At 69.5% G+C, this 16,005-nt stretch carries 15 protein-coding genes; 7 read left to right on the forward strand and 8 right to left on the reverse strand.

Going from position 1 to position 16,005, the window contains the following annotated elements; all coding sequences use genetic code 11:
* Positions 1 to 47: 47 nt before the first annotated feature.
* Positions 48 to 848 carry a MerR family transcriptional regulator gene (locus tag ABC337_RS10010; protein ID WP_412884088.1) on the forward strand — a complete coding sequence of 267 codons (801 nt, stop codon included), beginning with the start codon at positions 48 to 50 and terminating at the stop codon, positions 846 to 848.
* 78 nt (positions 849 to 926) lie between these two features.
* Here ABC337_RS10010 and ABC337_RS10015 read toward each other — a convergent pair whose 3' ends face one another.
* The 5 genes from ABC337_RS10015 to ABC337_RS10035 all read right to left on the reverse strand — a co-directional run bounded on the left by ABC337_RS10015 (position 927) and on the right by ABC337_RS10035 (position 6,183).
* The gene (locus ABC337_RS10015) at positions 927 to 2,165 is read right to left on the reverse strand and encodes an NAD(P)/FAD-dependent oxidoreductase (protein ID WP_412884087.1); all 1,239 of its coding nucleotides are present in this window, start codon (positions 2,163 to 2,165) and stop codon (positions 927 to 929) included.
* Positions 2,166 to 2,300: 135 nt separating this feature from the next.
* Positions 2,301 to 3,719, reverse strand: a complete 1,419-nt coding sequence (locus tag ABC337_RS10020; protein ID WP_412884086.1) for an MmgE/PrpD family protein — start codon at positions 3,717 to 3,719, stop codon at positions 2,301 to 2,303.
* Complete coding sequence (locus ABC337_RS10025) at positions 3,716 to 4,552, reverse strand: cyclase family protein (RefSeq protein WP_412884085.1); 837 nt, start codon at positions 4,550 to 4,552, stop codon at positions 3,716 to 3,718. The genes ABC337_RS10020 and ABC337_RS10025 overlap by 4 nt, the downstream gene beginning before the upstream one ends.
* Positions 4,553 to 4,570: 18 nt before the next feature.
* A complete protein-coding gene (locus ABC337_RS10030) occupies positions 4,571 to 5,392 on the reverse strand; it encodes an HpcH/HpaI aldolase/citrate lyase family protein (protein WP_412884084.1) in 822 nt (273 codons plus the stop codon).
* Positions 5,389 to 6,183, reverse strand: coding sequence for an IclR family transcriptional regulator (locus ABC337_RS10035; RefSeq protein ID WP_412884083.1), 795 nt, complete (start codon positions 6,181 to 6,183; stop codon positions 5,389 to 5,391). Before ABC337_RS10035 ends, ABC337_RS10030 begins: the two co-directional genes overlap by 4 nt.
* 217 nt (positions 6,184 to 6,400) lie before the next feature.
* On the opposite strand from ABC337_RS10035, the gene ABC337_RS10040 reads away from it, so the two are divergent.
* From ABC337_RS10040 to ABC337_RS10055, 4 genes are read left to right on the forward strand one after another with little or no spacing between them, the layout of a single operon-like run.
* On the forward strand, positions 6,401 to 7,768 hold the full coding sequence (locus tag ABC337_RS10040) for an FAD-dependent oxidoreductase (protein ID WP_412884082.1): 1,368 nt from the start codon (positions 6,401 to 6,403) through the stop codon (positions 7,766 to 7,768).
* A 52-nt stretch (positions 7,769 to 7,820) separates the two neighbouring features.
* Positions 7,821 to 9,284: a dihydroorotase gene (locus ABC337_RS10045; RefSeq protein ID WP_400158334.1), complete on the forward strand. Its 1,464-nt coding sequence runs from the start codon at positions 7,821 to 7,823 to the stop codon at positions 9,282 to 9,284.
* Positions 9,281 to 10,507 (forward strand): CaiB/BaiF CoA transferase family protein, encoded by a 1,227-nt coding sequence (locus ABC337_RS10050; RefSeq protein WP_412884081.1) that lies wholly within the window; start codon positions 9,281 to 9,283, stop codon positions 10,505 to 10,507. The genes ABC337_RS10045 and ABC337_RS10050 overlap by 4 nt, the downstream gene beginning before the upstream one ends.
* Before the next feature lie 14 nt (positions 10,508 to 10,521).
* Positions 10,522 to 11,805: an MFS transporter gene (locus ABC337_RS10055; protein WP_412884080.1), complete on the forward strand. Its 1,284-nt coding sequence runs from the start codon at positions 10,522 to 10,524 to the stop codon at positions 11,803 to 11,805.
* Positions 11,806 to 11,911: 106 nt separating this feature from the next.
* Here the strand turns inward: ABC337_RS10055 and ABC337_RS10060 are convergent, their stop codons facing one another.
* On the reverse strand, positions 11,912 to 12,340 hold the full coding sequence (locus tag ABC337_RS10060; protein WP_412884079.1) for a hypothetical protein: 429 nt from the start codon (positions 12,338 to 12,340) through the stop codon (positions 11,912 to 11,914).
* Between the two features lie 263 nt (positions 12,341 to 12,603).
* Here ABC337_RS10060 and ABC337_RS10065 point away from each other — a divergent pair, with 263 nt between their 5' ends.
* Both ABC337_RS10065 and ABC337_RS10070 read left to right on the forward strand, forming a co-directional pair.
* On the forward strand, positions 12,604 to 12,945 hold the full coding sequence (locus ABC337_RS10065) for a YciI family protein (protein WP_412884078.1): 342 nt from the start codon (positions 12,604 to 12,606) through the stop codon (positions 12,943 to 12,945).
* Positions 12,946 to 12,955: 10 nt separating this feature from the next.
* Positions 12,956 to 13,291, forward strand: coding sequence for a YqfO family protein (locus ABC337_RS10070; protein WP_412884077.1), 336 nt, complete (start codon positions 12,956 to 12,958; stop codon positions 13,289 to 13,291).
* Here ABC337_RS10070 and ABC337_RS10075 read toward each other — a convergent pair.
* Both ABC337_RS10075 and ABC337_RS10080 read right to left on the reverse strand, forming a co-directional pair.
* Positions 13,288 to 14,346 carry a cytochrome b/b6 domain-containing protein gene (locus ABC337_RS10075; RefSeq protein WP_412884076.1) on the reverse strand — a complete coding sequence of 353 codons (1,059 nt, stop codon included), beginning with the start codon at positions 14,344 to 14,346 and terminating at the stop codon, positions 13,288 to 13,290. The two genes, ABC337_RS10070 and ABC337_RS10075, sit on opposite strands and share 4 nt — an antisense overlap.
* Before the next feature lie 647 nt (positions 14,347 to 14,993).
* Positions 14,994 to 16,004, reverse strand: a complete 1,011-nt coding sequence (locus ABC337_RS10080) for an electron transfer flavoprotein subunit alpha/FixB family protein (protein WP_412884075.1) — start codon at positions 16,002 to 16,004, stop codon at positions 14,994 to 14,996.
* Position 16,005: the final 1 nt, after the last annotated feature.

Raw genomic sequence — 16,005 nt, forward strand, 5'->3', positions numbered from 1 at the left:
GCCGCGATACTTGACTCTGACACTGTGGAAGGCAGGAGAACTGAGTCATGTTATCCATTGGAGCGTTCGCGCAGATCGGCCAGGTCACCCACCGCATGTTGCGGCACTGGGACACCTCGGGCCTGCTCGTTCCCGCGCACGTGGATGAGTTCAGCGGTTACCGCTCCTATGACCCCGCCCAGCTGGAACGGCTGCACCGGATCGTCGCGCTCCGCCAGCTCGGGTTCGGCCTGGCGGACGTTGCCGCCATGCTCGACGCCGGGGTTGATGCGGAGCGGATGGCCCGGCTGCTGCAGATCCGGCGCGCCGAGGTGGCGGAGGAACAGCGGCTGGCCGCGGCACGGCTCATCGACGTCGAGCGGAGGCTCCACCTGATTGAGAAGGAAAAGCACATGACCCAGATCGAAATCATCGAGAAGTCCCTTCCTGCCGTCCGCCTCGCCGCCCGGACCGCCGCCGTCGCCGAACAACCGGAGGTGGCCGGCGTCGTCGGGCCGTTGTTCGACGGCGTGGCCGGGGTGCTCAGCGCCGCCGGCGGGTCCCTCGAGACGCCCATCGCTCAGTACGAGGCGGGTGAGGACGGCATGCGCATCACCGCCGGCTACGCCGCCACGGGAAACATCCCCGACAGCGTTGAGGCGGTGGAGCTTCCGCGCGTCCCTGCCGCGATCTGCGGCGTCCACCTGGGCCCGATGGACCGCATCGGCGAGAGCTGGCAGGCTGTCCACGCCGAAATCATTGCCCGCGGCTACACCCCGTCCGGACCGTGCCGCGAGGTGTACCTCCGGGCCGAGTCGGAGGATCAGGCGGACTGGGTGACCGAGTTGCAGCAGCCCGTCGCGCGCTAGGTCCGGTACCGCGGCGCGTCGGGGGACGACGACGGCGGCCTTCGGAGAGGCGTGAGGACCGTGTTGGGCGCCTCGGGCCTACGCGCGGCCCTTGAGGATCAGGTTCCAGTACACGTGGGGGAAGATGTCTCGGTCCACAATCCAGGACGCGCGGCTCTCCTTCCAGGTCGGCACCTTGGGAATCGTGGGCATGGGCCGGTATTGGGCATCGAATTCGGCGAAGACCACCGTGGAGCGGGACACCGTGAAGGGGCAGACGGAGTAGCCATCATACCGTTCCGGCAGAGCCTTCCCTTCGCGGGCCGCCATCAGGTTCGCAGCCAGCACCTTGGCCTGCTTGCGCAGCGCGCCGCCCGACTTGGAGTTGGCGGTGCCGGCCGCATCCCCCAGCGACCAGACGTCCGGGAACCGCACATGGCGCAGCGTCTCCGGATCCACCTCCACGAACCCGCCGTCGTCGCCGGCCGCAGGCAGGTCGGTGGCCTTGAGCCAGTCCGGTGCCGACTGCGGCGGGACAACGTTGAGCACGTCGTAGTGGAGTTCCTCGGCGATTCCGGTGCCGTTGTTCTTGACCAGCACGGTCCGGGCCGAAGGCTCCACCAGGACGACTTCGCTGTTCAGGCGCAGCTCGATGCCATATTCGGCGATCTTGCGATTGAGCTCCTCGTCCACACCCGGTACGCCGAAGACCGTTGCGGTGGGCTGCACCATAATCACCCGGATGTCCTTCAGGACTCCCTGCTTGCGCCAGTAGTCACAGGCCAGGTGCATCGGCTTTTGCGCCGCGCCGCCGCATTTGATGGGCCCGGACGGCATGGTGAAGATGGCTGTCCCCGACCGGAGACCCTTGAGCAGCGTCCAGGCCTTCGTCGCCAGGGATAGCTCGTAGTGGGAGGCGCCCGACGGTGACTGAACGGCCGCGGCCAGCCCCGGGATACTGTCCCAGTCAAGCTGCAGGCCCGGGCAGACGACCAGCTGGTTGTATCCCAGCGGGCCGCCGTGGTCCAGGGAAACAGTCTTGGTTGCAGCGTCGATGTCCACGGCCCGGTCTTGGATCCAGCGCACCCCGCGCGGTATGACCGAGGACTGCCTCCGGACCGCGGACGACGCCTTCGCCCGCCCACCGGCAATATGGGAGAACAACGGCTGGTACTGGTGTTCGGCCGCGGGTTCGATCAGGGCAACATCGTTGACTCCGCCGCGCTGAAGGCGAGCGGCCAGCGAGACGCCGGCATTGCCGCCGCCGATAACAACCACGTCGTGATGTTGCCTGGGCGCGGACTCAGGTCCCCCGGGTGTTTCCTTGCTCAGCGACATCGGCACTCCTTGGATGGTGCGGTTCGTCAGCGCAACTGACCTGCAACTGGATCCTCAATGGTAAGCACGGTGAGCTTTCCGCGGAACAGGCGGCCGGTGCGCCCAATCCTTCGGAGGGGACGACGACGGCGGGTGCTATTCCCGGACCGCCGCCATGAGCTCGGCGACGTCCAAGGCGTCCCCGAGGCCGAGGGCCAACGCGGCCACCTGGTCCGTGTCCTCCGAAGACCGCCGGCCGCCGACGTTGAGGCGGAACTTCTCGGCCAGCTCGTCATCGCTCAGCGGGTTCTTCGGGCCGCCGCGGTTGAACTCCACCCGCGCCTCATGCCATTCGCCGTCCCGGGTGTTGACCCGCAGCACCGCCGGGAACTGGTGCGGGTAGATCTCACTGCTGCGCTCGTCGGCGTGGCAGCGGACCAGCCCGGCCAGCCGCAGGGTCTCCGGATCCTTCGCCATCCCGTCGGTGAAATCGTGATGCCCAACGCCCAGACCCGAGCCGCCCAGGAGGGCCCGTGCAACGGTGAAGGGGCCGGAGAAGGCGGCGTGGTAGCCCGATTCCGGCTTGGCCTTGGACTCGGCGGGCTCGGCGATGGTCCGCAGCACCGGCGCCGGAACGCCCAGTTCGATGCCGACGATGTCCTGCGGCCGGACGCCGCGGTCGCGGAGCTCACGGGCGGCGTCGATGCCGGCATGCGTGAAGTGGTTGCACGGGTAGGGCTTGAAGAAGATGCCCGGGAGTTCCCAGTGCTCGCCGAGACCCTCGACCACCTTCGCGGCGTCGGCACGGTCTCCGCAGAAGGCGTGCAGGAAACCGAACCTGCCCTCGATGACCGTGGGCGGCCCGGTGAGCCCGTGCCGGGACAGCTCGGCGGCCGTGATCCCGGAATGCGCCGCCCAGCCGCAGTGCGTTCGCTTGACGGTCCCGCCGGTCCGGTTCGCCTCCAGCAGGCCCGCCCCGAAGCTGGCGGCGATGCCCATCGCGTCGGCAATGCCCTCGGCGTCGAGCCCGTAGAGCATCGCGGCGGCGGCAGCCGAACCAATGGCGCCGCAGATGGAGGTGGCATGCTGGCCACGCTCGAAAAACTCCGAGTTTCCCAAGGCCTCGTCATAGCCGCCCATGCCCAGCCGCACCGTGATTTCGATGCCGACGCCGGCCGCGTCCAAGAGTGCCGCCCCGCTGGCGCCCGTGGCCTCCGCCACCGCAAGGGCCGCCGGGATGACGGAGGCGGAGGGGTGCAGGACCGAGGGCAGGTGCGTGTCGTCGGAGTCCATCGAGTGGGCCAGGGTGCCGTTCACCAGGGCCGCCGTCGCCGCGGGGAAACGGCCGCCGGTGCCGATGGCCGTGGCGTCCTCGTTTCCACCCCAGCCGGTGGCGACGCCGATCACGGCGGCCGCGGAGGGCTGGCTGTGGGCGGCCAGCGAGTTGCCCAGCAGGTCAAGCACCCGGCGGGCCACGTCCTTGCGCAGGTCCGCGGCCAGGCCGTCTTTTCGGGTATGGTCCGCCAGGGCGGCGAGCCGGCCGACGACGGTGCCGGTGAAATCGTGCCGGCTCATCGGGTCATCACCGCGACCGGGCGGATCGGGGAACCGGTCCCGCCGACGATCCGCAGCGGGGCCATGACGAAGGTGAATTCGGTCAGCCCGTGCCGGGAGGCGTCCTCAAGGTTCAGGTGCTCGATGATGTGGATGCCGTTTTCCACCAGCATGATCCGGTGGACCGGCAGCACGCTGTGGCCCTTGCCGGCGGGGATGTGTTCGAAGGCGGTGGTGTCCGCGCCCGCGGCGACAATCCCGGCTGAAGCAAGCCAGCGGGCCGCTTCCACATCGGGACCCGGGACGCCGTCCGTCTGGCCGAGATACCGTGCGGGGTCCTCGAAGTGCCGGGCCCAGCCGGTCCGGATCAGCACCACGTCCCCGGAGCGGGGCGAGATTCCGGCGGCGTCGGCGGCGTCCTGGAGGTCCTTCGCGGTCACCGCCTGGCCGGCTTCAAGGGCGTCCACCCCGTGCAGTGCGGCAATGTCCAGGAGCAGGCCGCGGCGCAGCAGGAAGGGGATCTGGTCCGCTCCGAGCTGGGAAAACTTTCCGCCGCGCTGGGCGTCCTCCGCGTCCACGCCTCCGTGCAGCATGCCCTCATGGCTGACGTGGGAGAGGGCATCGACGTGGGTTCCCACGTGTCCGCCGGTGACGATGATTTCGTTGGAGGCGGACCCTCCGTCGGGCCGGACCATGTCACCGTGCCGGCGGATCAGGGTCATCCGGAACCCGGGGTGGTTGGGGGAGCAGGGCATGCCGGTGAAGTGGGGGTGGCCGAGTTCGACCACTTCCTGGGTGCTGCCCGTGACGGCGCTGAGCAGGGCATCGGTGGTGGACGTGGTGGCGTTATGCATGGAACTCCTCATAAGGGACTAGTCGCGGATGGCGAGGTCGAGGACCAGCCGGGCGTTCTCCACGACGGCGGGGTCAATAAAGCGCCCGTCGGAATCGAGAACGGCCGTCTCTCCGGCCTCGGCGGACGATTGGGCGAGGGCGACGACGCCCTCGGCGCGCGCCACTTCCTCCGGGGTGGGAGTGAACGCGGTGTTGACGACGTCGATCTGGCGGGGATGGATCACGGTGCGGCCGAAAAACCCTTGCTTCCGCCCCTGCAGGCTGCTGTGGCGCAGGCCCTCAAGGTCGGCGACGTCGGTGTAGACACTCTGGACAGGGGAAGCGAGGCCATGGGAGCGGGTGGCGGTGACAATCCAGCCGCGCGCCCACTCCAGGCCCTCCGGTGAAACCCGCAGGTCGGCGGCGAGGTCGGCCTCGCCGAGAGACAGGCCGGTGACCCGGGGGTGGGTGCCGGCCAGCAGCGGGGCGTCGCGGAGTGCGGCCGCCGTCTCAATCAGGAGGTGAATCTGGCAGCCCAGGGCGTCACCGGCCCGGCGGATCGCAGCGGGATCCTCGGCCTTGGCGACCCGGACGCCCGCCGGTTTGCGGTCCGCCCGGCCCAGCGTCTCAAGCTCCTGCGCGGACCACGGCGTGTCCAGCGGGTTGACCCGGATCCAGACCTGCCGCCCGGCCCCGGAAGTTTCGAGGGCGTGGACCGCATTCGCCAGGGCGGCGTCCTTGGCCGTGGACGGCACCGCGTCCTCGAGGTCGATGATGACGGCGTCGGCGGCCGAATCCAGCGCCTTGGCAATCCGGTCGTCCCGGTGACCCGGGACGTAGAGCCAGCTGCGCGGAATCATGAGGCGGCCTCCCGGCCGGCGGCCTGAGGGTTGTAGCCGAGGTTGCGGGAGACCTTGGCGGCCGCTTCCAGCAACGCTTCCTCGTACCGGGAGCGCTTTTCCTCGGACATCCGGTAGCTCGGCCCGCAGACGGAGATGGAGCCAACCACCTGTCCGTCGTCGGCGAAGACAGGGGCGGCCAGCGACGCCGCGCCCTCCTGGCGCTCACCCTCGGAGTGGCAGACGCCCCGGGCCCGGGTGTCCCGGAGGGAAGCGCGCAGCGCCTCGGGGTCGGTCACCGTCGCCGCGGTCTGCCGGGGCAGCGGCCGGGAGAGGATGTCCTCCTGCTCGTCCTCGGAGAGGAATGCCAGGATGGCGCGGCCGGAACTGCCGCTGTGCAGGTCGAAGCAGCGGCCGATCTCCACGGTCATCTTGATTTCCTGGGTGCTCTCCACCTGGTCGAGATAAACCCTGCCGCCGGGGATCCGGGCCGACACGGTTGCGGTTTCGCCGGTCTGCCGCTGGAGTTCCACCAGCGCTTCCCGGGCGGCCCGCCGCAGCGGCGAGGTGTCCAGCGCCCGCGCTCCGAGAGTGACGGCGGCAGGCCCCAGCCGGTACCGGCGGCTGGTCGCCTCATAGGTGAGGAGGCCGCGCTCGACGAAGGTGGACACGATGCGGTGCACCACAGCCTTCGACAGTCCGGTGGAGCGGGCGATCTCGGAGATTCCGAGGGCACTGTTCCGGCGGCCGAAGGCCACGAGGACGTCGGCCGCACGGGCCGCGGAGGTGGTCCCGCTGGACGTGGTTTCCATTGTTGGCTCCCTGAGTGGCTGGCGAAGTCCGGATTGATGACTTTCACCATTTGTACCGCCTAACGGAACGCTTGTCGAGACTCCCGCCAAAGAGAATCCCGCGAATTATCGGAAGTTTCTGAAAAATAACCCTTGCGCACTGGAATGTGATCAGGCAAAGTGTTCCACGACACAGACCAAATATGTTCCGCCAAGCGGAACAGGGAGGGAGGTGAGAATGCCCGAGTACGATTTCGATCTGGCCGTGGCAGGTGCGGGCGGTGGTTTGATCGCCGCGCTGCGCGCCGCGGATCTGGGCCACGACGTCGTCGTTATCGACGCGGATGATCAGTTCCAGCGCGGAAACAACACCTCGATGTGCACCGCCATGATTCCCGCGGCCGGCACCCGCTGGCAGGAATCCGCCGGAATCGACGACAGCCCCGGCCGTTTCCTCGGAGACATCGAGCGGAAGACCGGCGGCAGTGCGGACCGGCGGCTCGCGCAGGCCCTGACCGCGGCGAGCGCCCCCATGGTCACATGGATGGCCGACGAACTCGGGCTGCCCCTTGAGCTGGTGACCGACTTCCACTACCCCGGACACAGCGCCGACCGGTGCCACACCATCTCCGGCCGGCACGGATCCACCCTCCTGGCCCACCTGGTGGACCGCGCCCGCCGCCACGAGCGGATCGAACTCATCACCCCCATGACCCTCGAAGAGGTCGAGGTCAGCGGCGGAGCGGTCTCCGGCATCGTCGCCTCAACCCCTGACGGTTCCACGGACCGGCTGTCCGTTCCGGCAGTGCTGCTGGCCACCAACGGCTACGGCGGCGCGCCGGAATTGGTGGAGCGGTGGATCCCGGAGATGGCGGGCGTCCACTATCACGGCGGGTTTTACAGCCGCGGGGATGCCCTGCGGATCGGCGCCGGCCTTGGCGCGGACTCGGCTTACCTTGACGCCTACCAGGGGCACGCCGCCCTCTCCGCCTCCAGCCAGACCCTCGTGGGCTGGGCCACCGTCCTGCACGGCGGCCTGATCGTGAACACCGATGGCCGGCGCTTCGCGGACGAGACGACCGGCTACTCGGAGTTTGCGGCGATCCTGGCCGGCCAGCCCGGACAGACCGGCTGGATCATCATCGACCAGCACATCGAACAGCAGTGCCTGGCCTTCACGGACTTCCGGCAAGTAGCCGACAGCGGGGCGCTGGTGCGGGCCGGGACCCTGTCCGAGCTGGCGGAGCGCCTGAAGGTTCCCGCGGACGCGCTCGCCGACGACGTCGAGGCGGCCGCGCGGGCAGCCCGGGGTGAGGAGCCCGACCGGCAGGGCCGCAGCGATGACCGCCACGCCCTGACCGGCCCCTTCGCCGCCGTCCGCATCGTTCCCGCACTGTTCCACACCCAGGGCGGTCTGGTGGTCGACGACCACGCCCGCGTGCTGACCCGGGAGGACCAGGCGCCCATCCCCGGCCTCTACGCCTCGGGCGGTGCCGCCATCGGAATATCCGGCCACGGCGCCGCCGGATACCTGGCCGGCAACGGCCTGCTCACCGCCTTCGGCCTGGCCTGGCTGGCCGCCGAAGACCTGGGCGCACGCACCTGACCGCGTTCCGCGCGGCCCCACCTTTCCATCACCAGAGCATCAGGAGTTTTACGTGAGTACCTTCCTCATCAAGAACGGCACCGTTGTGCGGCCCGAGGAGAACGCCCCCGACGACGGCGAATTCTTGGACATCCTCGTCACCGACGGCAAGATCACCGCGATCGGGCCGAACCTTTCCGCCGACGGCGCCGAGATCGTCGACGCCGCGGGCAAGCTGGTCTTCCCCGGCGTCGTGGACGCCCACCAGCACTGGGGCATCTACAACCCGCTCGGCGAGGACACCGTCTCCGAGTCCCGGGCAAGCGCCCAGGGCGGTGTGACCTCCGCGATCACCTACATGCGGACCGGGCAGTACTACCTGAACAAGGGCGGCCCCTACAAGGAGTTCTACCCCGAGGTGCTGGCCACGTCCGAGGGCAAGGCCTACATTGACTACGCCTTCCACCTGGCCCCGATGTCCAAGCAGCACATCGAGGAAATCCCGTCGCTGGTTGAGGACCACGGCGTCACGTCCTTCAAGATCTTCATGTTCTACGGCAGCCACGGACTCCACGGGCGCTCCACCTCGCAGAGCGAATTCCTGATGATCCCCGAGGATGAGAACTACAACCTGGCGCACTTCGAGTTCGTCATGCGCGGCATCCAGGCCGCCCGCGAGAAGCTGCCCGAGCTGGCCCCGCACATTTCCCTCTCCCTGCACTGCGAGACCGCCGAGATCATGAGCGCGTACACCAAGCTCGTGGAGGAGGAAGGCACCCTCACCGGTCTGGCCGCCTACAGCGCGTCCCGGCCGCAGCATTCCGAGGGTCTGGCCGTCACCATCGCGTCCTTCCTGGCCGACGAGACCGGCCTGCCCAACATCAACCTCCTGCACCTGAGCTCGGCCAAGGCGCTGAAGGCTGCGATGAAGATGGCGGAGGCGTTCCCCCACGTGGACTTCCGCCGCGAGGTGACCATCGGGCACCTGCTGGCCGACATCGACACCGCCCACGGCCTGGGTGGCAAGGTCAACCCGCCGCTGCGTCCCCGCGACGACGTCGAGGCCCTCTGGGAGCACATGCTGGCCGGCAACATCGACTGGGTGGTCTCCGACCACGCGTGTTGCAAGGACGAGCAGAAGTTCGGTGACGACCGCGACGACATCTTCGCCGCCAAGTCCGGCTTCGGCGGCACCGAGTACCTGCTGCCCGGCCTGATCACCGAGGGACGCAAGCGCGGGCTGTCCCTCCGCCGCATCGCCGAGCTGACCTCCTCTAACCCGGCGTCCCGCTACGGCCTGCCCGGCAAGGGCCGGCTGGTGGAGGGCGCCGACGCCGACATCGCGATCGTGGACCCCGACGCCGTCTGGACCGTGCGCGCCGAGGACTCCGAATCCACCCAGGAGTACACGCCGTTCGAGGGCTTCGAACTCGGCGCCAAGGTCACGGACACGTTCGTCCGCGGCCACCGCGTGCTGACCGACGGCGTCATCACCGGCGAGCCCGTCGGCCGCTACCTGCAGCGCCCGTACCTGTGAGCGCCGACGCCTTCGGCGCCGTCGCCGAGACCAACCACGGACCGCTCCGCGGCCTGAAGGTCCTGGACGCCTCGACCATCCTGGCGGGTCCGCTGGCGGCCCAGATTCTCGGTGACTTCGGCGCCAACGTCATCAAGATCGAACACCCCACCAAACCGGACGGCATGCGGGGCCACGGGCTGGACAAGGACGGGATTCCGCTGTGGTGGAAAATGGTCAGCCGCAACAAGCAGACCGTCACCCTCCACCTCGGAACCCCGGAGGGCCAGGAGATCTTCCGGGAGCTCGCCGCCACCGCGGACGTCGTCGTCGAGAACTTCCGGCCCGGCACCTTCGAGCGCTGGGGCCTCGGCTATGACGTGCTGTCCAAGGACAACCCGGGCCTGGTGATGCTGCGCGTCAGCGGCTTCGGCCAGCGCGGCCCGTACTCGTCCCGACCCGCGTTCGGGACACTGGTCGAGTCCATGAGCGGTTTCGCGCACCTCACCGGAGAACCCGACGGGCCGCCCACCCTGCCCGCGTTCGGGCTCGCGGATTCGATCGCCGGCGTCGCCGGGTCCTCCGCCGTCGCCATGGCCCTGCTGGAACGGGACCGCAACGGCGGTGAGGGTCAGGTGATCGACCTGGACCTGCTCAGCCCGATCATGACCGCCGTCGGGCCCGCCGTGATCTACGCGGACCAGCTGGGACTGGACCAGGACCGCACCGGCAACCGGTCGCAGAACAACTCCCCGCGCAACCTGTACCGGACCAAAGACGACCACTGGGTGGCTGTCTCGACCAGCGCCCAGGCGATCGCCGAGCGGGTGCTGCGCCTGGTGGGCCACCCCGAGGTCATCGACGAACCCTGGTTCGCCACCGGCAGGCAGCGTGCCCAGCACGCCGAGCTGCTCGACGGCTACGTCGGCAGCTGGGTCGAACAGCGCACCCGCGACGAGGTGGTGCAGGAATTCGAGGCCGCCGGCGCGGCCGTGGCGCCGGTATACCGTCCCAGCGAGCTGCTCGTGGACGAACAAATTGTGGCCACGGAGATGATCACCCGAGTCCCCGACCCAGATCTTGGATCGGTCCGCATGCAGAACGTGATGTGGCGGATGACCAAATCCCCCGGCTCCATTCGGCACACCGGGCGCCCGCTCGGTGCCGACACCGACGAGGTCCTCACCGCCCTCGGACACGATCCCTCCGAACTCCGCGATCTCCGTGAACGCGGCGTCATCTGACCCCTAGGAACCCTATGAAATCGCGTTGGTTTACGCTCTGCATTGTCCTTGGACTGGTGCTGGTCAACTACATCGACCGCAGCGCCATCTCGTTCGCAGCGACGCCGATCCGGGAGCATTTCGGTATCTCCGCCGCCGAATACGGCATCATCAGCTCGGCCTTCTCCGTCGGGTACATGGTCTTCGCCCTGCTCTCCGGACCCCTGGTGGACAGGTTCGGCTCCCGCAAGGTCCTCATCTGGGGAATGCTCGTCTGGGCCGTGTCCTCCGCGCTTACCCCGGCGGCCGGCGGCTTCCTGGGCCTCATCCTGGTCCGGATCGTGCTCGGCGCCGGGGAGGCTCCCTGCTTCCCTGCGGCCACCCGCATCGCCAGCCGGTGGCTCCCCGCCCAGGAGCGCGGCAAGGCGCTCGCCCTGGTGGGCGGCGTGGCCGTCTCCGGCAGCCTGCTGATCGGCGGACCCCTCCTCACCCAGCTGGTGAGCCTCACCGGGTGGATGGCAATGTTCTGGATCCTCGCCGCCGCCGGTGTCCTGTGGGTGCTCATCGCGGTGCCGTACCTGAAGAACTCGCCCGCCGAGGCGGCGTTCTGCTCCGAGGAAGAGCGGGCCTACATCAAGAGCGGCCAGACCGAGGGCGAGGACAGCGGCCACGAAGAGAAGATGGAGTGGGGCTCCATCCTGCGCAACCGCAACCTTTGGATCGTGGGCCTGGGCTACTTCGCCTGGGGCTTCATGTTCTGGGCCTTCATGTACTGGCTGCCGCAGTACCTCCAGGCAGGATTCGGGCTCTCGCTCAAGGCCGTCGGTGCCTTCTCCGTCGCTCCCTGGGCTGCCGGCGTCGTCGGCGCTTTGGTCGGCGGCGTACTGGTGGACCGCATCTACAAGCGCACCCAGCAGGTCCGCTCCCGCTTCACCATCATCGGCGTCGCCCTGCTGCTGGCCGGGGCCTCCCTGGTTCCGCTGCTGGTCATGCCCGTGACCCTGACGCTCGCCCTGGTCTGCATCTCCCTGGGCGTCGGGTTCGGCTTCGTCACCGGCGGCATCTGGTGGGTTGCCTCCATTGACGCCGCTCCCAAGCAGCCCGGCACCGCCGCCGGGTTCGCCGATGCATGCTTCGCGCTCTCCGGCATCATCGCCCCGAGCGTCATGGGCTTCATCGTCTCCGAGTCCGGCAGCTACACCGGCGGCTTCGTCATCATGGCCGTGCTCTGCGTCATCGCCGCCGCAGCGCTCCTGTTCTTCACCAAGGAACCGGCCCGCGTCACGGCCGAACAGGTCGAGGCACCGGTGCGGGGATAGTACCCGTACCCGGCCTCAAAGGGTCGGGAACAGGAGGAGCGGTCCGGCCAGCGCCGGTCCGCTCCTCCTTTTCTCTGCCCGTTTCCCGCCGGGCGGAAGGCCCCGCTCAGTCGCGGGCTTCGGCGACGGGAGTTTCTTCGCGTCCGGGCCAGCGGCCCGTGACCTTGTGGAAGTCGATGGCCCGCAGCAGCGGCGCCATGTCGTAGGCCGCGCTGTTGATGCTGAACCTGACGCCGTGGCAGTCCTTGAAGGTCAGGAATGGCTGGCCGCGCAGCCGCACGACGTCGTAGGAAACTATGTCGGCGTAGGTGACCAGGTGCTCCTTGCCCATAATCGTCCGGTACGCCACATCGTAGGTGCGCGGAACGATGTAGAAGTTGCGGTACATGAAGAGGAAAAACAGCCCGACCAACACGATCACGACGGAAGCGATCTGCGCTCCCAGTGGCGCCCGGGGGTGCATGAACGAAGCCAGCCCCATGACCAGTCCGACGGTCAGGAACAGCCAGCCGAAGAAGGCCTGGAACTTTGGCATTCGAATCCGATCCGGGAATTCCTTGGACCGGTTGGGGTGCTTCCACGCCCACCAGGACAACGCCGAGATCAGGACAAGAACGGCTACCGGTACAGCGACGTTCCAAATAAGCGCGGGTGACATCCCCCTAACCTAGGACGACGGAGGGCGCAGCTCCGGAACGGCTCGCCCCCGCCCCGACGGTGTCGTCCGGCCCCTTGCCCGAGGTGCCGCATGGGGACGAGGATTAAAGCCCTCCCCGCCGCGACAAAGGAGTCAGCGCCATGACCAAGTACCTGATCTCGTTTCCGAGCGCCGCCATGGACGTCCCGCTCGAGGAACTTCCCGCCGTCGCCGACGCCGCGCACGCCGTCGTCCGCGAGGCCCAGGCCGCCGGCGTGTGGGTGTTCGGCGGCGGCATCGACGAAAGCGTCCCGCCGGTGGTGGTCGACGGCGGAGGCGAGGCGCGGGCGGGCACCTACCCGCAGACCGCGCACCTGGAGGGCGGCTACTCGATCCTGGACCTGCCCTCGCACGAGGCGGCCATCGAATGGGGCGCCAAATTCGCCACGGCGTGCCGCTGCCCGCAGGAAATCCGCGCCTTCGGCAGCGACGCGGAAGCCTGACCCGCTGTTCATGGCGGCCATGGACTGCCTGGTGATCTACGTGCCCGCGGCCGACGCCGAGGCGGTGCGCCGGGCGATCGGCGACACCGGCGCAGGACGGCTGGGCAACTACTCACACTGCTCGTTCAGCACCCCCAAGACGGGCCGGTTCACCCCGCTGTACGGCGCCACGCCCGCCGTCGGTGCCGTGGGCACGCCGGAGGAAGTCGCCGAGGTCAGGATCGAGGCCATCTACCCGCGGGACCGGCGCGACGCCGTCGTCGCAGCGGCGCTGGCCGTGCACCCCTACGAGACGCCGGCCTTCATGACGTTTCCGGTAGACATCACCCTGCCCGTGGCTCCCTAGCGGCTGCTGACCTTTCCGGACAGCCGGGCCAACGGCGCCAGCACCAGCGGCCGCGCCGCGAACCAGGCGCCCGCCGTGACGGCCAGGCCCGCCGCGAAGAGCCAGAAGCCCACCCAGTTCACCTCGTCCGAACCGGCGAACATGTGATTCAGGTTCCACAGCGCCCCGGTGGCGAACACCAGGAACACGTGAACCAGGATGAACAGCACGAAGAACAGCATGGTGGGGAAGTGCAGCGCGCGGGCCACCTCCACGGGATAGATCCGGTTCAGGGTGTTGGCGTTCTTTGGCCAGAGTTCGCTCATCCGCACGCCGGTAACCACGGCAAGCGGCGCCGCAATGAACACCACGACGAAGTACATCAGCTGCTGCAGGCTGTTGTAGTTCACCCAGCCGTCCTCCACCGGCCAGTCGAGGGTCAGGTACTGCAGCAGCGCCGACGCCGCGTTGGGGAACACCTCCCAGCTGGTGGGTACGATCCGCAGCCAGTGCCCGGAGGCGAACAGCAGCACCGCGAACATCAGCCCGTTGGCCAGCCACAGGATGTCCAACGACTGGTGCAGCCAGAGCGTAATGCTGATCTTCTTCCCGCCCCGCGCCGGCGTCCAGTAGGCGGGCGGCTTCTGCTGGGTCCGCACCTGGTAGCCGGAGCGGATGATTAGCACCATCAGGAAGAAGTTCAGGAAGTGCTGCCACTGGGCCCACCACGGGAAACCGGCCTGCGCCGAGTCCGGCAGCTCGTAGGCGCCGGGGTAGCGGCGGAGGAACTCCGGAACGCCCGGCAGCGTGGTGACGCCGCGGGCCGCCAGGATCAGGATTCCGGCGGCGACGACGGCGCCCACGGCTATGAGCGCCACCCGGCGGATCCAGCCGGCCAGGGTCCGCGACCCGTAACGGCGGGGTTCGGGCTTCGGCGCGGCGGCCGCCTTGGTGGGAGCAACCGGGGCGGCGGTCGGCACGGGGGCCTCCGCGGCCGCCGGGGCGGGAGCCTGAACAGCGTCCGGCGCGGGAGCCTGGGCCTCGGGCGCCGCGTCAAGGACGGGTTCCTGGACCACGGGAGCAGTCGGCTCGGTGGCGACGGCTGGCGCCGCAACCGGGGCCGGTGACGTGATGGAACGGGAAGCGGCGGTTCGGGCCGGAGCTGTGCCTGCCGGGGGCCAGGGTTCGCCGCCGGGAACCCGGGGGAGGCCCCTGCGCAGGGGCACAGAACCCGCCGGAGTAGGGGCCACGGCGGCAGCTGCCGTTGCCGCGGGAGCAGGAGAGGGGTCGGGCGCGGGTGCGGCTGTGGTCGGGGAGACCGCCGCGGGGACCGACGCCCCGGCCGGTGCGGGTGCAGCCGCTGCTGGAGGAACCGCGGCAGCTTCCGCGACAGACCCTGAAGCGGGCGGCGCCGCTGTGGCCACGAATAGCGGCGCCATTCCGGCGGGAGGCCAGGGCTCCCCGCCCGGGACGCGGGGAAGGCCTCGCCGGAGCCGCCGCCCGCCGTCGGACGCGGGGGTAGCCGCGGGCACCTCGGTTGCGGCGGTTACCATCGTCTCGGCCGTGGGCGCCGCAATGTCCGGCGCGGGAGCAGGAACAGCCGCGGGCGCCGAAGCAGCCGCCGAGGCAAAGCGCTCCGGAGCCTCGCCCGCGGGAGGCCAGGGCTCGCCGCCCGGAACCCGGGGGAGTCCCCGGCGGAGCGGTCGTGAGGGGGCCGCCACCGCTACTTCTTCCGCGCTTCGAGGGCGCTGATCAGCTGGGGGACCACCGTGAAGACATCGCCCACCACACCGAAGTCGGCGATCTCGAAGATCGGTGCGTCGGCGTCCTTGTTCACGGCCACGATCGTCTTCGCGGTCTGCATGCCCGCCCGGTGCTGGATGGCCCCGGAGATGCCGAGCGCCACGTACAGCTGCGCGGACACGGACACCCCGGTCTGGCCCACCTGCTGCGACTGCGCGACGTAGCCGGCGTCCACCGCGGCGCGGGAGGCTCCGACGGCAGCGCCCAGGGTGTCGGCGAGCTCCTCCACCAAGGCGAACTGTTCCTTGGAAGCGAGGCCCCGGCCGCCGGCCACCACCTTGGCGGCGCCGCGGAGTTCGGGCCGGGTGGAGGCTGCCGCGGCGCCCTCGAAGGACTCGATCCTTGCCGCGGACTTCCCGGAGGCGGTCACGGTGAGGGTCTCCGGGGCCGCAGTCCGGGCTTCGGCGCGGGCCTCGATGGAGCCCTGCCGGATGGTGATGACGGGCGGCCCGAAGGTGGCCGTGGCAGTGACGTTGTAGGCGCCGCCGTAGACCGAGTGGTGCGCCACGACGCCCTCCTCGTCGCGGGAGACTCCCACGGCGTCGACGCAGACGGCGGAGCGGGTCCGGGCTGCGAAGCGGCCGGCCAGGTCGCGGCCGTTGAGGGAATGCGACATCAGCACGGCGTCCGGCCGGACCAGCTCCACGGCGGCGGCCAGCGCGTCAACGGCCGGGACACCGAGGGCCTCCGGGGCCGGATTCTCCGCGACCAGGACATGGGCGGCGCCGAGGGCCGCGGCGTCCGCGGCGGGACCACCGGACGGAACCGCATCACCGGGGTTGTTCCCGGCCTGCGGGGTGGGCAGCACCAGCGCCACGGGTGTGCCCACGGCGGCAGCGGCGCCAAGCAACCCCGCGGCAGCCTTCTCCAACTCCCCGGCGGCGGTGGTTTCGAGCGCCACCAGGATGGCGTCGGTGGGAAATTCAGTCATG

Source organism: Arthrobacter phoenicis (assembly GCF_047238215.1).
In the GTDB taxonomy this organism is placed as follows: Bacteria; Actinomycetota; Actinomycetes; order Actinomycetales; family Micrococcaceae; genus Arthrobacter.

Excerpts from the sequence above, each read along its gene's own strand:
- ABC337_RS10010 (WP_412884088.1), top strand. The coding sequence starts at position 48 with ATGTTATCCATTGGAGCGTTCGCGCAGATCGGCCAGGTCACCCACCGC.
- ABC337_RS10015 (WP_412884087.1), bottom strand. The coding sequence starts at position 2,165 with ATGTCGCTGAGCAAGGAAACACCCGGGGGACCTGAGTCCGCGCCCAGG.
- ABC337_RS10020 (WP_412884086.1), bottom strand. The coding sequence starts at position 3,719 with ATGAGCCGGCACGATTTCACCGGCACCGTCGTCGGCCGGCTCGCCGCC.
- ABC337_RS10025 (WP_412884085.1), bottom strand. The coding sequence starts at position 4,552 with ATGCATAACGCCACCACGTCCACCACCGATGCCCTGCTCAGCGCCGTC.
- ABC337_RS10030 (WP_412884084.1), bottom strand. The coding sequence starts at position 5,392 with ATGATTCCGCGCAGCTGGCTCTACGTCCCGGGTCACCGGGACGACCGG.
- ABC337_RS10035 (WP_412884083.1), bottom strand. The coding sequence starts at position 6,183 with ATGGAAACCACGTCCAGCGGGACCACCTCCGCGGCCCGTGCGGCCGAC.
- ABC337_RS10040 (WP_412884082.1), top strand. The coding sequence starts at position 6,401 with ATGCCCGAGTACGATTTCGATCTGGCCGTGGCAGGTGCGGGCGGTGGT.
- ABC337_RS10055 (WP_412884080.1), top strand. The coding sequence starts at position 10,522 with ATGAAATCGCGTTGGTTTACGCTCTGCATTGTCCTTGGACTGGTGCTG.
- ABC337_RS10060 (WP_412884079.1), bottom strand. The coding sequence starts at position 12,340 with ATGCCAAAGTTCCAGGCCTTCTTCGGCTGGCTGTTCCTGACCGTCGGA.
- ABC337_RS10065 (WP_412884078.1), top strand. The coding sequence starts at position 12,604 with ATGACCAAGTACCTGATCTCGTTTCCGAGCGCCGCCATGGACGTCCCG.
- ABC337_RS10070 (WP_412884077.1), top strand. The coding sequence starts at position 12,956 with ATGGCGGCCATGGACTGCCTGGTGATCTACGTGCCCGCGGCCGACGCC.
- ABC337_RS10080 (WP_412884075.1), bottom strand. The coding sequence starts at position 16,004 with ATGACTGAATTTCCCACCGACGCCATCCTGGTGGCGCTCGAAACCACC.